Raw genomic sequence first — 15,604 nt, 5'->3', positions numbered from 1 at the left:
AACAGGCAACGAAGCCGGATGAGGGCCCGTCACGTAACTCATTCGGGGACCGGTCGGGAGGTTTGCGAGACTGGGGTGGTGAGAAGCGCAGCTCCCGCCCCGCGGGTCATCGCCGTCGTCGGCCCCACGGCGGCCGGAAAGTCCGATCTGGGTGTATTCCTGGCCCAGCAGCTCGGGGGCGAGGTCGTCAACGCCGACTCGATGCAGCTCTACCGGGGGATGGACATCGGCACCGCCAAACTGACGCAGGAGGAGCGCGGTGGCGTTCCGCACCACCTCCTCGACATCTGGGACGTGACCGAGGCCGCCAGCGTCGCCGAGTACCAGCGCCTCGCCCGCGCCGAGATCGACCGACTGCTCGCCGCCGGCCGCACCCCCGTCCTCGTCGGCGGTTCCGGTCTGTACGTACGGGGGGCCGTCGACGCGCTCGAGTTCCCCGGCACCGACCCCGCCGTCCGGGCCCGGCTGGAGGCCGAACTGGAGGAGCGTGGCTCCGGCGTCCTGCACGCCCGGCTCACCGAAGCGGACCCCGAGGCGGCTCGTGCGATCCTGCCCAGCAACGGGCGCCGGATCGTCCGCGCCCTCGAAGTGATCGAGATCACCGGCAAGCCCTTCACCGCCAATCTGCCGGGCCCCGACTCGGTCTACGACACCGTCCAGATCGGCGTCGACGTGGCCCGCCCCGAGCTGGACGAGCGGATCACCACCCGCGTGGACCGGATGTGGGAGGCCGGCCTCGTCGAGGAGGTGCGCACCCTGGAGGCCCAGGGCCTGCGCGAGGGGCGCACCGCGGCCCGCGCCCTCGGCTACCAGCAGGTCCTCGCCGCGCTCGCCGGGGAGTGCACCGAGGAGGAGGCGCGCGCCGAGACCGTGCGGGCCACCAAGCGCTTCGCCCGCCGTCAGGACTCGTGGTTCCGCCGCGACCCGCGGGTCCACTGGCTCAGCGGAGCCGCAGATCACCGGGGGGAACTCCCGGGGCAGGCGCTGTCGTTGGTCGAACGAGCGGTTACAGCCTGATCACGTGATGGCATCGGGACGCCCTGCCCGTCATTTCGGCGGTCAGGAGCGTGCCATCATCGAGCATCGATCGACCAAGTGGAGTCCGAGTGGGGAGGGCGCGTGGCGATGGAGGCCGGCCCTCGCGACAGAGAACAGCACGAATCGGCGCTCGGTGACCCGACGGGTGACACACCGGGCAGACCGACCGACGGCGACCTTCCGGTCGGCGCCTCCGGGTTGACCCCGGACGGCCCCGACGACGCGGTGGGCACCGCCGTGGAGGTGGACGCCGACGAGGTCGAGGTCGAGCTCCGTCCCCAGCGTCGGCTGAGGATCTGGCAGCTCGCCCCGATCGTGGCTCTGGCCGCAGTCGGCTCGCTGATGTTCGCGTTCCCGCTCGCCTTCGGGTCGGGGGACGGCGGCGCCGTCCTCGCCATGCTCGGACTGCTGATCAGCTTCTGCGCGGCCGGCTGGGGCGTGATGGCCGCCCGCAAGGTGGGCTACACCTGGCCGGGCCTCCCGCAGCGCGGCTCGGGCGAGCGCCCGAACTGGCGTTACCTCGCGCTGTACGTGACGACGATCGCGGCCCTGGTCGCCCTCGCGGTCTGGCGCGTCGCCCGCCTGCGCTGAGCCCCGCCTGCGCTGAGCCCCGCCTGCGCTGAGCCTCGGCCGACAGGGCGTGGCCGCTCCGCCCCCGTACCGGCCGGCCCGTACCGACCGCCCTCGTACCGACCGGCCCGTACCGACCCCGCTGGGGGCGCCCGACCGTCCCGTGGACGATCAGGCGGCCTGTCAGGGGCACCCCGTACAGTTGATCGCGTGACCAGCACGCAGACCTCACCGCTCCCCTCCCTCAGGTTCCTCAAGGGCCACGGCACCGAGAACGACTTCGTGATCGTCCCGGACGCGGAGAACGCCTTCGACCTGCCGCCGGCCTCCGTCGCGCGCCTCTGCGACCGAAGGGCCGGCATCGGCGGCGACGGCCTGCTGCACGTCGTGCGCAGCGCCGCCCACCCCGAGGCCCGGCACATGGCCGACGAGGCCGAGTGGTTCATGGACTACCGCAACGCCGACGGCTCGGTCGCCGAGATGTGCGGGAACGGGGTCCGGGTCTTCGCCCGCTACCTGGAGCACGCCGGGCACGTCACCACGGGCGAGGTCGCCATCGCCACCCGCGGCGGGATCAAGCGCGTCCACCTCGACAAGGACGGCTCCGTCACCGTCGCCATGGGGCGCGCGGTCCTTCCCGACGCCGGTGTCACCGTCACCGTCGACGGCCGCAGCTGGCCCGCGCGGAACGTGAACATGGGCAACCCGCACGCGGTCGCCTTCGTCGAGGACCTCGACCACGCGGGCAACCTGTTCACCGAGCCGCCGTACGCGCCGGCCGCGGTCTACCCGGACGGTGTGAACATCGAGTTCGTCGTCGACCGCGGCCCCCGCCACGTCGCCATGCGGGTCCACGAGCGCGGCGCCGCCGAGACGCGCTCCTGCGGCACGGGCGCGTGTGCCGTGGCCGTCGCCACCGCCCGCCGGGACGGCGCCGACCCCGCCGAGAGCGGCACCCCCGTCACGTACACCGTCGACGTGCTCGGCGGGACGCTGGTCATCACCGAGCACCCCGACGGCCGGATCGACATGACGGGCCCCGCCGTGATCGTCGCCGAGGGCACCGTCGACCCGTCCTGGCTCGGTTGAAGCGGGCCTTCGCGGGGCGCGGGAATCGAAGGAAGCGACGAAATCGAAACAGTCAACGACTGATTTGTCGCTCGAATGGGTGATCCGATTCACGCTGAGCGAGAGCGTGACTGCGCCACGTGGTGGGGTCGGTAGCATCAAGCACCGGCCCCCCGGGTACGCCTGGCCCGCCCACCGCCGGTCGACGTTGCCGGAGGTGCCCCATGAGCGCAGAGGCCACCAACCCTGTGAGCGCGGCGGAAGCCGCCGTCACCGATGCGACCGCCCGCAGACGCGGACGCGCCCGGATCGACCTGCGCCGGATCGGCCGCGCCGCCCTGCTCGGCGCCACCGCCGGACCGGCGCCCCGTGACCGGCTGCCCGACGCGATCAGCCATGTCGCGGAGGCGCACCGCGCCCACCATCCCGATGCCGACCTCATGGTGCTGCGGCGGGCGTACGTACTCGCGGAGTCCTCGCACCGCGGCCAGTTCCGCAAGAGCGGCGAGCCGTACATCACCCACCCGCTCGCGGTGACCCTGATCCTCGCCGAACTCGGCGCGGAGACCACCACCCTGACCGCGTCCCTCCTCCACGACACCGTCGAGGACACCGAGGTGACGCTCGATCAGGTACGCCGGGAGTTCGGCGACGAGGTCGCCTATCTCGTCGACGGCGTCACCAAGGTGGAGAAGATCGACTACGGCGCCGCGGCCGAGCCGGAGACCTTCCGCAAGATGCTCGTCGCCACCGGCAACGACGTCCGGGTGATGTCGATCAAGCTCGCCGACCGGCTCCACAACATGCGCACCCTCGGGGTGATGCGGCCCGAGAAACAGGCGAGGATCGCCAAGGTCACCCGGGACGTCCTCATCCCGCTGGCCGAACGGCTCGGGGTCCAGGCCCTCAAGACCGAGCTTGAGGACCTCGTCTTCGCCATCCTCCACCCGGAGGAGTACGAGACCACCCGGGCGCTCATCGCCGGCAACCCGCACGCGGGCGACGCGCTGGGCGCCGTCGCCGAACAGGTGTCGACGGTCCTGCGCGAGGCGGACATCGGCGCCGAAGTCCTCGTCCGCCCCCGGCACTTCGTCTCCGTCCACCGGGTCCGCCTCAAGCGCGGCGAGCTGCGCGGCTGTGACTTCGGCCGCCTCCTCGTCCTGGTCGCCGAGGACGCCGACTGCTACGCGGTCCTGGGCGAGCTGCACACCTGCTTCACCCCGGTGATCTCCGAGTTCAAGGACTTCATCGCGGCCCCCAAGTTCAACCTGTACCAGTCCCTGCACACCGCGATCGCCGCCCCCGACGGCGCCGTGGCCGAGGTCCTCATCCGCACCCACCGGATGCACAAGGTGGCGGAGGCGGGAGTCGTCGCCCTCGGCAACCCGCACCCGGGTCAGGACACGACGGGCCAGCCGGCGGGAACCGGCGGCGGGAAGGGGAGCGAGGGCGGGGACACCGGCGCCCTCGCCGCGCTCCCGACGAGCGCCGACGAGCCGGGAACCACCGCTTCGGCGGACGGTGCCGAGGACGGCGAGCGCGTCGACCCCACCCGCCCCGGCTGGCTCTCCCGACTCCTCGACTGGCAGCAGGCCGCCCCCGACCCGGACACCTTCTGGACCTCGCTCCGCGCCGACCTCGCCGAGGACGACGAGATCACCGTCTTCCGCGCCGACGGCAGCGCGCCCGGCACGATCAGCCTGCCCGCCGGAGCCAGCTGCATCGACGCCGCCTACGCGCAGCACGGCGACGCCGCCCACGCCTGTCTCGGCGCGCGCGTCAACGGGCGACTCGCGCCGCTGAGCACCGTCCTCGGCGACGGGGACACCGTCCAGCTGCTGCTCGCCCAGGACACCGTGTCCGGGCCGTCCCCCGAATGGCTCGACCACGCCCGTACCCCCGCGGCCAGGATCGCGATCACCGGCTGGCTCCGGGCCCACCCCGAGAGCACCGCGCCCCCCGCCGCCACCACCGGGACCCGGCCGCAGGCCGGCGTCACCGCCGACCACCGCTCCGGCGCGGAACTCCACGCCGACCTGGAGGGCGAGCCGCGCGCCTCCGTCCGTCCGGCCGGCTGCTGCACCCCCGTACCGCCCGACAAGATCACCGGTTTCCGGGTACGCGGCGGATCGGTCACCGTCCACCGCACGGGCTGCTCCGCCGTCGACACCATGCGCAGACTGGGCCGCGACCCCGTCGCCGTGCGCTGGGGCGACACGGCCCAGGGCAGGGTCACCCTCGTCGCCGAGTCCTTCGGACGGCCCGGTCTCCTCGCCGACCTCACCGAGGCCATCGCCGTCGCCGGAGCCGCCGTCGTATCGGCGACCGTCGAGCCGCCGAGCGAACAGCTGGTCCGCCACACGTACACCCTCCACCTGCCGGACGTGGCCCGGCTCGCCGCCCTCATGCGGGCCATGCGGGACGTGCCAGGGGTGTACGACGTGAGCCGCGCCCGCCACCGCTCCCCGGAGCCGCGCCGGGCCTGACCGTGCACGGAGGCGGGGTACCGGCGGTGTCCACAGGGTGCCGCGCGGGACCCGGGCCATGACCCCCTTCGGGTGGCGGGCGAGCGCGCCGCCCGGGGGAGCGGGCCCGGCACTGGTAGCCGTAGGGCCAGTCCTCCGGAAAGGCCTGGCCCATGCCGCTCGTCCGAACTCCCCTGCCCCGCGCGCGGTGGCTCCGCTCCGCCGTCCTGGTCGCCGCCTCGGCCGGCCTCGTCGCCGCCGCGCTGCCCGCCCCGGCGCCGCTCGGCATCGGGGACCCGCTCTTCCCGCACCTCGGCAATCCCGGCTACGACGTCCTCGCGTACGCCGTCGACCTCACCTACCCCGGGGTCAACACCCAGCCGCTGGCCGCCGTGACCCGGATCGACGCGCTCGCCACCGACGACCTGGAGCGACTCAACCTCGACTTCACCCACGGCACGGTCTCCGCCGTCAGCGTCGACGGCCTGGCCGCCACGTTCGCCACCAGCGGCGAGGACCTGGTCGTCACCCCCGCCGTACCGATCGACGAGGGCGAATCGATCGAGATCACCGTCAAGCACACCAGCGACCCCAGCGGTCCCGCCGACACCGGCGGCTGGGTCCGTACCAGCGACGGACTCGCCATGGCCAACCAGGCCGACGCCGCCCACCGGGTCTTCCCGTCCAACGACCACCCGTCGGACAAGGCGTACTTCACCTTCCGCATCACCGCCCCCAGTGAGCTCACCGCCGTCGCCAACGGCCTGCCCACCGGCCGGGTCACCCGGGGCGCCACCACCACCTGGACGTACCGCACCGGCCACCCCATGGCCACCGAACTCGCCCAGGTGTCCATCGGCCGCTCCACCGTCGTGCACCGGGCCGGACCCCACGGCCTGCCCGTACGGGACGTGGTGCGCACCACCGACCGCGCGCTGATGGAGCCCTGGCTGCGCCGCACCCCCGGACACCTGGAATGGATGGAGCGGCAGGTCGGCGCGTACCCCTTCGAGACGTACGGGGTGCTCATCGCGGACGCCACCACGGGCTTCGAGCTGGAGACCCAGACCCTGTCGCTCTTCGAGCGCCGCCTCTTCACGGAACCGGCCTACCCCGAGTGGTACGTCGACTCGGTCATGGTGCACGAGCTGGCCCACCAGTGGTTCGGCGACAGCGTCTCGCCCCGGACCTGGTCCGACCTCTGGCTCAACGAGGGGCACGCCAGCTGGTACGAGGCGCTCTACGCCGAGGAGACCGCGGGCAAGTCCCTGGAACGGCGCATGAAGGCCGCCTACGCCGCCTCCGACGGGTGGCGTGCCGACGGCGGCCCGCCGGCCGCCCCCGAGCCGCCCTCGCCCGGCCACAAGATCAGCCTCTTCCGGCCCGTCGTCTACGACGGCAGCGCCCTCGTCCTCTACGCGCTCCGCCAGGAGATCGGCACCGAGGCCTTCCGGCGCGTGGAGCGCCGCTGGGTCGCCGACCACCGGGACGGCACCGCCACCACCGCCGACTTCATCGCGCTGGCCGGTGAGATCGCCGGACGCGACCTCACCGCCTTCTTCCGCGGCTGGCTGTACGAGGCGAAGACCCCGGCCATGCCCGGGCACCCGGACTGGCGCAGCCGCCCCGCCGGGGCAGCCAGGACCGCCCCGAAACCCGGATGACGGGCCCCGCGGGGCCGTGACACCATCGTCAGGTCGGCGACGCGGCCGACGGCCCGGGAATCTTCCGGTGCCCTCACGCGTTGTGACGGCATAAGACTCATCGCTTCCTCGACCACCATCGATGTGAAGCAATCGACGTAAGGATCAAATGACCTCCTCTTCTTCCCCTTCCCAGGACGAGCAGCGCTTCGCGGAGACGAGCCGTACCGAGAGCCTTCGGGCCGATGCCCTGATGGAAGAGGACGTCGCCTGGAGCCACGAGATCGACGGAGAGCGGGACGGCGACCAGTTCGACCGCTCCGAGCGCGCGGCTCTGCGCCGTGTCGCCGGCCTCTCCACCGAGCTCGAGGACGTCACCGAGGTCGAGTACCGCCAGCTGCGCCTGGAGCGCGTCGTGCTGGTCGGTGTGTGGACCTCGGGGACCGTCCAGGACGCGGAGAACTCCCTCGCGGAACTCGCGGCCCTCGCCGAGACGGCGGGCGCCCTCGTGCTCGACGGCGTGATGCAGCGCCGTGACAAGCCGGACCCGGCGACCTTCATCGGTTCCGGCAAGGCACGCGAGCTGCGGGACATCGTGGTCGAGACCGGTGCCGACACCGTCGTCTGCGACGGCGAGCTCAGTCCCGGCCAGCTCATCGCCCTCGAAGACGTCGTCAAGGTCAAGGTGGTCGACCGGACCGCCCTGATCCTCGACATCTTCGCCCAGCACGCCAAGTCCCGAGAGGGCAAGGCGCAGGTCGCGCTCGCGCAGATGCAGTACATGCTGCCGCGCCTCCGTGGCTGGGGTCAGTCGCTCTCCCGGCAGATGGGTGGCGGCGGCGGTGGCGGCATGGCCACGCGTGGTCCCGGTGAGACCAAGATCGAGACCGACCGGCGTCGTATCCGCGAGAAGATGGCGAAGATGCGCCGGGAGATCGCGGAGATGAAGACCGGCCGCGACATCAAGCGGCAGGAGCGGCGTCGTAACAAGGTGCCGTCGGTCGCCATCGCCGGATACACGAACGCAGGCAAGTCCTCCCTGCTCAACCGCCTCACCGGCGCGGGCGTGCTCGTGGAGAACGCGCTGTTCGCCACGCTGGACCCGACCGTCCGCCGGGCCGAGACTCCCACCGGCCGGGTCTACACCCTGGCCGACACCGTCGGCTTCGTCCGGCACCTGCCGCACCACCTGGTCGAGGCGTTCCGCTCCACCATGGAGGAGGTCGGCGAGTCCGACCTCATCCTGCACGTGGTGGACGGCTCGCACCCCGCGCCGGAGGAGCAGCTGGCCGCCGTGCGCGAGGTCTTCCGGGACGTCGGCGCGGTGAACGTGCCGGAGATCGTCGTCATCAACAAGGCGGACGCCGCGGATCCGCTGGTGCTCCAGCGACTGCTGCGGATCGAGAAGCACTCCATCGTGGTCTCGGCCCGTTCGGGCCAGGGCATGGAGGAGCTGCTCGCGCTCATCGACTCCGAGCTGCCGCGCCCTCAGGTCGAGCTCGAAGCCCTCGTGCCGTACACGCAGGGCGGTCTCGTCTCGCGGGTGCACGCCGAGGGCGAGGTCGAGTCCGAGGAGCACACCCCGGAGGGCACCCTGCTCAAGGCCCGGGTGCACGAGGAGCTGGCGGCGATGCTCGCGCCGTACGTTCCCGCCGCGCACTGACCTGAGGTACGACTGAGGCGCCGGCCTCCTCCCGCGAGGGAGGGGACCGGCGCCTTCTGTCATGGCGAGCTGTCATGGCGAGCTGTCATGACGAGCTGCCATGAGAGCTGTCATGGCGAGTGCCGTGGTGTCCAGGCCCGCCGTGTCGTGACGGGACGGGTCAGCGGGCGAACTTCTTGCTGACCATCTCGTGTGCCGCCTTGGCGCCCCGGCCCAACTGCGGTCCGGCGAGCCAGCCGTTGCTGCCGGCCGGGCCGATCGAGGTGTTCGACACGAGCGCCGTCTTGCCGTTCGGCAGCACCCGGAACCAGCCGCCGCCGGACGAGCCCGCCGTCATCGTGCAGCCGATCCGGTACATCACCGGGGTGGCGGGCGCCGTGGTCAGTCGCGTCGCCCGGTCCAGGCACTTGTGCATGATCACGCCGTTGTACGGGGCGGCCTGCGGGTAGCCCCAGGCGCCCACCGTGCCGGACTGCGCGGGCGCCGGTGCGGAGAAGTCGACCGGCAGCGCGGCGCCGACGGTCTCCTCCAGCGACTTGCCGCCCCGCTGCGGGTTCACGTGCAGCACGGCGTAGTCGTACGGCCAGGCCTGGTTGGTGCCGCCCGAGTTGATCCACTCGCCCGAGGTCACGGCCCAGTCGGCCCAGTACTGGCCGTACGGGTAGACCTCGTGCGGCTGCGCGTTGTTGAGCGCGGCGGGGGACTTGCCCAGGTCGTTGAAGGCCGGGACGAAGGTGATGTTGCGGTACCAGCCGCCCTTCTTGCCCGCGTGGACGCAGTGGCCGGCCGTCCAGACCATGTTGGACTTACCGGGCCGACGCGGGTCCTTCACGATGGTGCCGGAGCAGACCATGTGGCCCTGGGGCGAGTCGAAGAAGATCTTCCCGACCGGAGCCGCGTTGCGGTGGTACGGCGTCTTCTCGCGCTGCGCCTTCACGGGGCGGGGCGTCGGGTCGGTGCCGCCGCCTCCGGCCTGCGCGGTGATCGTCGGGTCGGGGCTCTTGGCGGACTGCATCCGCGCCGGGTCCCAGAGGCCGTCGATGACCGGGTTCACGAAGTCCTCGGCCTCACGCAGCCAGGTGTTCGTGTCCCAGTTCTTCCATTCGCCGTCCTTCCACTTGTCCAGGTCCACGCCGTGCTTCTTGAGCTTGTCGGCGAGGTCCTTGGTGAGGTCGGCGCCACCGTCTCCGGTGGCCGCGTCGTCGGCGCCCGACGCGGAACTGCTCGCTCCGGCGGCCGGCTTGTCGGCCGCCGGGGTTTCGGTGGGGCCGCAGGCCGTGGCGGTCAGCGCGAGCGCGGTGGCCAGGCCGAGAGCGGCGGGTAGGAGTCGTATGGAACGCATGTGGTGATTCCCCCTGAGATGTTTCCCGCGTCCGGGACGGGCCCCGTTTCCGGCGCGTTCTCGCCTTGACGTTGCCATGGACGCGTCACTTGCGGTGGACAGTATGCCGGTCGGACGGAACCGGACGGAATCCGGGCGGGACGCGGACGGAGCCCGGGCGGGACGCGGACGGAATCCGGGCGGGACGCGGACGGAATCCGGGCGGGACGCGGACGGAATCCGGGCGGGACGCGGACGGAATCCGGGCGGGACGCGGACGGAACCCGGGCGGGACGCGGGTCGCGCCCCGCCCGGACATGCCCGGACATGGGGGAGGCGGGACCCGTGGGCCCCGCCTCCGCGCCGTGCCTACTGCCCGGCGTACTTCTTGCTGACCTCGTCGAACATGGCCTTGGCCTCGGGACCGAGGCGCGGACCCGCGAGCCAACCGGCCGTCGACGGGCCGATCGAGGTGTTCGACACCAGCGCGGGCTTGCCGTCACTGCCCTGAGCGACCCAGCCGCCACCGGACGAACCACCGGTCATCGTGCAGCCGATGCGGTACATCGTCGGCTGCTCCGCCTTCAGGGACAGCCGGCCCGGCTTGTCCTCGCACTGGAACATCTTCTGGCCGTCGAACGGCGGCGCCGCCGGGTAGCCGGTCGCCTCCATGCTCGCGATCTTCGGCACCGCCGGCGCGTTGAAGTCCACCGGAAGCGCCGAACCGACGGTCTCCTCCAGGGACTTGCTCGTGCCGCCCTTCTCCGGAGTCACCTTGATGACCGCGAAGTCGTAGGGAGCGCCCGCGCCACCGGTCGACGCGCCCTCGGCGATCCACTGGTCGGAGGTCTTGACCCAGTCCGCCCACCACACGCCGTACGGCGCGATCTGCTCGCGCGTCGCCTTCTCGAGGGCGGCGGTCGACAGGGCGGAGTCGTTGTACGAGGGAACGAAGGCGATGTTGCGGTACCAGCCGCCCTTCTTGCCCTTGTGGACGCAGTGACCGGCCGTCCACACCATGTTCGACTTGCCGGGGTGCGCCGGGTCCTGCACGACCGTGGCCGAGCAGACCATCGAGCCCTCGGGGCCGTCGAAGAAGACCTTCCCGGACTCCGCGGCGTTTCCGTGGTACTTCGGCGCCACGGCCTTCGCCCGCACCGGGTCCGGCGTCGGGTCGGTCACGCCCTCGTCACCCGAGATGTCCTCCTCCTCGACCGGCTTGTCGGGACGCTCGGCGTCCCGCATCCGGTCCGGGTCCCAGAGGTCCTCGATGATCGGGTTGACGAAGTCCTTGGCCTCACGCAGCCACTTGTCGCGGTCCCAGTTCTTCCACTCGCCGTCGCGCCACTTGTCGACGTCGATCCCGTGCTCCTTCAGGCGATCCTTCAGGTCCTCCGGAATCTTGATCTTGTCGGCCGGGTTCTGGGCGGTCGCGGGCGAGCTGGGCTTGTCTCCCGCGTTCTCCTCGCTCGGTCCGCAGGCCGTAACGGTGAGCGTCAGCGCCGCGACGGCGGAAGCCGCCGTCAGCAGCGGACGAATCGATCGCATCTCGTGATCCCCCTGGGACTACGTCAACTTGTGCATGGACAGCGGCCGTGCCCGCATGGGCAGCGGCCGACGGCCCCCACTATGCCGGTGCCGGAGGGGACGGTACGCGGCCGGTCGGCGGTTCCGGCCATCGTTCGGCCGTTGCCGTGCCGTGATCCGGGACACGCCAAGTTCTTGTCTCCGGCCCGTGATCCAGGGCAGTTCGCGTCGTTGGTACGTACGGGGGACACAACGGTGGCGTTCTGGGCGGCCCTTGCGGCGGCTTCACGACGTCCCGATGTGCAACGCAACTGTTACAGTGGGAGGACACCGAGCCGTGGCCGTGACCGAATCAGCTCCGGCCGTCCCACCGGCCGCGCGGACGCAGACCCGGACGCCCGAAGGGCCCATCGCCGGACCGCCCGAAGAAGCCGGCACCGGGACGCACACCCCGACGGTCCGACCCACCCCGGACCGCGAGGTCTTGGACCGCGGGGCCTTGGACCGCGAGGTCTTGGACCGTGGCGCCCCGGAGCGAGGGGCCCTGGAGCGAGGGGCCGCCCCGCAGGGGACTCGGGGGCGAGTGGCCACGGACCAGGGCGGCGGGGGGTACGAGGGCATCCTGCGCCGCCAGTCCCTGCGCGAGTCCGCCGCCCGCACCTACGCCCGCTCCCTGCCGATCGTCCCGGTGCGGGCACGGGGGCTGACCATCGAGGGCGCCGACGGCCGCCGCTACCTCGACTGCCTTTCCGGCGCGGGGACGCTGGCCCTCGGCCACAACCACCCCGTGGTCCTCGAAGCCATCAAGAAGGTCCTCGACTCCGGCGCACCGCTCCATGTCCTCGACCTCGCCACCCCCGTCAAGGACGCCTTCACCTCCGAGCTGTTCGCCACCCTGCCGGGTGAACTCGCCGACAACGCCCGTATCCAGTTCTGCGGCCCCGCCGGCACGGACGCCGTCGAGGCGGCCCTCAAACTCGTCCGCACCGCCACCGGCCGCAGCGGACTCCTGGCCTTCACCGGCGCCTACCACGGCATGACGTCCGGCGCCCTCGACGCCTCGGGCGGAGCGACCGACGTCCGCGTCACCCGGCTGCCTTACCCGCACGCGTACCGCTGCCCGTACGGCGTCGGCGGCGCCCGCGGCGCCCAACTCGCCGCCCGCTGGACCGAGAACCTCCTCGACGACCCCAAGAGCGGCGTCACCACCCCCGCCGGAATGATCGTCGAAGCCGTCCAGGGCGAGGGCGGGGTCATCCCCGCCCCCGACGACTGGATGCGCCGGATGCGCCGCATCACCGCCGACCGCTCCATCCCGCTCGTCGTCGACGAGGTCCAGACCGGCGTCGGCCGCACCGGCGCCTTCTGGGCCGTCGAGCACAGCGGCGTCGTACCCGACGTGATGGTCCTCTCCAAGGCCATCGGCGGCTCCCTCCCCCTCGCCGTCATCGTCTACAGGTCCGAGCTCGACGCCTGGGAACCCGGCGCCCACGCCGGCACCTTCCGCGGCAACCAGCTCGCCATGGCCGCGGGCACGGCCACCCTCGCGTATGTCCGCGAGAACAAGCTCGCCGAACGGGCCGGCATCCTCGGCGCCCGCATCCTCGGCCAACTCCGGGGCCTCGCCGCCGCCCACCCCTGCGTCGGCGACGTCCGCGGCCGGGGTCTCATGATCGGCGTCGAACTCGTCGACCCCGACGCGGCGGGACCGGACGACCCCGTACCCCCCGCCGCCCCCGCCCTGGCCCTCGCCGTCCAGCAGGAGTGCCTCGCCCGCGGACTCATCGTCGAACTCGGCGGCCGCCACTCCGCGGTGGTCCGGCTCCTGCCCCCGCTCACCCTCACCGACGAGCAGGCCACCGCCGTCCTGGACCGCTTCGCCGACGCCCTGGCCGCGGCCGAACGGGCCCACACCCCCCAGCCGCCCGCAGCCCGCCGGCCCGCCGCTCCCCGGACCGCCCCCGGGCCGTCCCACTGACCCGGGCCGCCCCCGGCCCCACCCCCAAGGAAGCCCCCGTGAACGCCACGCCCCCCTCCCCAGCGCCCGAGACCGAGGCCCCCCTCGCCGTCAACCAACTCGGCTCCCAGGTCCTCACCTCCCAGGTACTCGCCTCCGCGACCCTCGACTCCCCCCTACTGACCGCCGAGGCCCTCGGCGCCGAACTGCTCACCGCCGACGAAGCCCCCTCCCAACCCCCCGCCCCCGAGGCACCAACCCGCCCCGAACCCGCCACCACGGAACCGGGCCGCACCGAACCCGGCCGCACCGAACCCGGCGCCACGGGATCCCGCACGGTGGGAGCCAGCGTCACGGGATCCGGCACCGTGGGACCCGGCGCGATGGGATCCGGCGCGATGGGATCCGGCGTCACGGGATCCGGCACCGTGGGACCCGGGTTCACGTCGCCTGCTTTCGCGGAGCCTGGTGTCAGGGAGCCCGGCGTGACCGAGGCCGGTCCGGGCGCGGCAGCCGCCGACCCGACCGTCCCGCGCCAGCACGTCGGTCCGTACGACCCCCGGCCGCACCGCCCGGTAACCGCCGCCGGCCCGTCGGGCGACCGTGACCCGCAGCGCCCGGCCGGTGCCGACCCCCTGGACGACCCGGACCCGCAGCGCGCCGCCGACGCGGCCGCCGTCGAGAACCTGCTCCGCTGCTGGGTCAGGGAGAAGAACCTCCCCGCCCCCGACTCCGCCACCCTGCGCATCCCCCTCGACGCCAGTGGCACCGCCCTTCTCGCCCCCGTCCGCTACTGGTCGCCCACCGGCTGGCACCGCTTCGATGCCCCCTCCCTCGAAGGGCTCCCGGCCACGGCCCCCGCCGTCGACGCCGTGACCGTGGCCGCCCTTCTCAGCCGGGAGAGCGGCCGCCCCGAGGGCACCGAACTCGTCGGTCGAGTCGCCGACTCCGCCCGCCGCACCGCCGACTTCCTCACCGAGCGCCGCCGCCGGCCCCAACCGCATCCGGACGCCGACCTCTTCCTCGCCGCCGAACAGTCCCTGCTGCTCGGCCACCCCCTCCACCCGACGCCCAAGAGCCGCGAAGGCCTCTCCGACGCCGAGGCCCGGCTCTACTCACCCGAACTGCACGGCTCCTTCCCCCTCCACTGGCTCGCCGTCGACTCCTCCCTCCTGGCCTCCGACTCCGCCTGGACCGAACAGGGCCGTCCCGTCTCCGCGGAGCAGATCGCCATCGGCCTCGCCGAAGGGCTCGCGCTCCCCGCCGGAACCGCGCCCCTGCCCGTACACCCCTGGCAGGCCCGCGAGCTCCTGCACCGCGCCGACATCCGCGCCTTCCTCGACGCCGGCCTCGTCCACGACCTCGGCCTCCACGGCAGCCCCTGGCACCCCACCTCCTCCGTCCGTACCGTGCACCGCCCCGGCGCGCGGGCCATGCTCAAGCTCTCCCTCGGCCTGCGCATCACCAACTCGCGCCGCGAGAACCTCCGCAAGGAACTCCACCGCGGCGTCGAGGTCCACCGGCTGCTCCGCACCGGCCTCGTCGACGAGTGGCAGGCCGCCCACCCGGGCTTCGACATCGTCCGCGACCCCGCGTGGCTCGCCGTCGACGCCCCGGACGGCGCCCCCGTCCCCGGGCTCGACCTCATGATCCGCCACAACCCCTTCGGGCCCGGTGACGACGCCGTCTGCATCGCCTCCCTCACCGCCCCCCGTCCCTGGCCGGGCGCCCCCGTCATGCGCTCCCGCCTGGCCGACGTCATCGGCCGCCTCGCCGCACGCACCGGCCGCCCCACCACGGCCGTCTCCGCCGAGTGGTTCCTCCGCTACCTCGACCAGGTCGTCCGCCCGGTCCTCTGGCTCGACGGACACGCCGGCATCGCCCTGGAGGCCCACCAGCAGAACACCCTGGTGCTCCTCGACCCCGACGGCTGGCCGGTCGGCGGCCGTTACCGTGACAATCAGGGCTACTACTTCCGCGAGTCCCACCGGAGCGAGCTGGAGAGCCGCCTCCCCGGCATCGGCGCCGACAGCGACACCTTCGTCTCCGACCAGGTCACCGACGAACGCTTCGCCTACTACCTCGGCATCAACAACGTCCTCGGCCTGATCGGCGCCTTCGGCGCCCAGCACCTCGCGGACGAGCGCGTCCTGCTCGCGGCCTTCCGCAGCTTCCTCACCTCCGCCATCAGCCTGGGATCACCCCTGCCGCACCGCCTCCTGGAGGCCGCGACCCTCCGCAGCAAGGCCAACCTCCTCACCCGTCTGCACGGCATGGACGAACTCGTCGGCCCCGTCGACACCCAGTCCGTCTACGTCACCGTCACCAACCCCCTCCGCACCTGAGCCCGCC

The 15,604-nt window shown here is 72.8% G+C and carries 10 protein-coding genes; 8 read left to right on the top strand and 2 right to left on the bottom strand.

All coding sequences use genetic code 11. The features are described 5' to 3' along the window. Positions 1 to 78 precede the first annotated feature (78 nt). From miaA to hflX, 6 genes are all read left to right on the top strand, one after another. A complete protein-coding gene (miaA, locus tag OG259_RS11495) occupies positions 79 to 1,017 on the top strand; it encodes a tRNA (adenosine(37)-N6)-dimethylallyltransferase MiaA (RefSeq protein ID WP_328942194.1) in 939 nt (312 codons plus the stop codon). Positions 1,018 to 1,125: 108 nt separating this feature from the next. Next, on the top strand, positions 1,126 to 1,629 hold the full coding sequence (locus OG259_RS11490; RefSeq protein WP_328947056.1) for a hypothetical protein: 504 nt from the start codon (positions 1,126 to 1,128) through the stop codon (positions 1,627 to 1,629). A 189-nt stretch (positions 1,630 to 1,818) separates the two neighbouring features. Beyond that, on the top strand, positions 1,819 to 2,697 hold the full coding sequence (gene dapF / locus OG259_RS11485) for a diaminopimelate epimerase (RefSeq protein WP_328942193.1): 879 nt from the start codon (positions 1,819 to 1,821) through the stop codon (positions 2,695 to 2,697). 203 nt (positions 2,698 to 2,900) lie between these two features. Continuing rightward, a complete protein-coding gene (locus tag OG259_RS11480; protein WP_328942192.1) occupies positions 2,901 to 5,162 on the top strand; it encodes a RelA/SpoT family protein in 2,262 nt (753 codons plus the stop codon). A gap of 152 nt (positions 5,163 to 5,314) precedes the next feature. Then, entirely contained in the window at positions 5,315 to 6,805 is a 1,491-nt protein-coding gene (locus tag OG259_RS11475) for a M1 family metallopeptidase (RefSeq protein WP_328942191.1), read from the top strand. Positions 6,806 to 6,953: 148 nt separating this feature from the next. Further along, positions 6,954 to 8,447: a GTPase HflX gene (gene hflX, locus OG259_RS11470; RefSeq protein ID WP_328942190.1), complete on the top strand. Its 1,494-nt coding sequence runs from the start codon at positions 6,954 to 6,956 to the stop codon at positions 8,445 to 8,447. A gap of 160 nt (positions 8,448 to 8,607) precedes the next feature. Here hflX and OG259_RS11465 read toward each other — a convergent pair whose 3' ends face one another. Next, complete coding sequence (locus tag OG259_RS11465) at positions 8,608 to 9,789, bottom strand: trypsin-like serine peptidase (RefSeq protein ID WP_328942189.1); 1,182 nt, start codon at positions 9,787 to 9,789, stop codon at positions 8,608 to 8,610. Positions 9,790 to 10,137: 348 nt separating this feature from the next. Next, on the bottom strand, positions 10,138 to 11,316 hold the full coding sequence (locus OG259_RS11460) for a trypsin-like serine peptidase (protein ID WP_266897482.1): 1,179 nt from the start codon (positions 11,314 to 11,316) through the stop codon (positions 10,138 to 10,140). A gap of 562 nt (positions 11,317 to 11,878) precedes the next feature. On the opposite strand from OG259_RS11460, the gene OG259_RS11455 reads away from it, so the two are divergent. Continuing rightward, complete coding sequence (locus OG259_RS11455) at positions 11,879 to 13,273, top strand: diaminobutyrate--2-oxoglutarate transaminase family protein (RefSeq protein WP_328942188.1); 1,395 nt, start codon at positions 11,879 to 11,881, stop codon at positions 13,271 to 13,273. A 377-nt stretch (positions 13,274 to 13,650) separates the two neighbouring features. Continuing rightward, the gene (locus tag OG259_RS11450) at positions 13,651 to 15,597 is read left to right on the top strand and encodes an IucA/IucC family protein (protein WP_443052122.1); all 1,947 of its coding nucleotides are present in this window, start codon (positions 13,651 to 13,653) and stop codon (positions 15,595 to 15,597) included. Positions 15,598 to 15,604 lie beyond the last annotated feature (7 nt).

It is taken from the genome of Streptomyces sp. NBC_00250 (assembly GCF_036192275.1).
Classification (GTDB): domain Bacteria; phylum Actinomycetota; class Actinomycetes; order Streptomycetales; family Streptomycetaceae; genus Streptomyces.
Note: the sequence above shows the minus strand (reverse complement) of the source record. Positions and strands in the feature narration are given on the sequence as shown.

Bases quoted from the DNA above. Each gene is read 5' to 3' on its own strand.
- OG259_RS11490 (WP_328947056.1), top strand. From the start codon at position 1,126: ATGGAGGCCGGCCCTCGCGACAGAGAACAGCACGAATCGGCGCTCGGT.
- OG259_RS11480 (WP_328942192.1), top strand. From the start codon at position 2,901: ATGAGCGCAGAGGCCACCAACCCTGTGAGCGCGGCGGAAGCCGCCGTC.
- OG259_RS11475 (WP_328942191.1), top strand. From the start codon at position 5,315: ATGCCGCTCGTCCGAACTCCCCTGCCCCGCGCGCGGTGGCTCCGCTCC.
- hflX (WP_328942190.1), top strand. From the start codon at position 6,954: ATGACCTCCTCTTCTTCCCCTTCCCAGGACGAGCAGCGCTTCGCGGAG.
- OG259_RS11465 (WP_328942189.1), bottom strand. From the start codon at position 9,789: ATGCGTTCCATACGACTCCTACCCGCCGCTCTCGGCCTGGCCACCGCG.
- OG259_RS11460 (WP_266897482.1), bottom strand. From the start codon at position 11,316: ATGCGATCGATTCGTCCGCTGCTGACGGCGGCTTCCGCCGTCGCGGCG.
- OG259_RS11450 (WP_443052122.1), top strand. From the start codon at position 13,651: ATGGGATCCGGCGTCACGGGATCCGGCACCGTGGGACCCGGGTTCACG.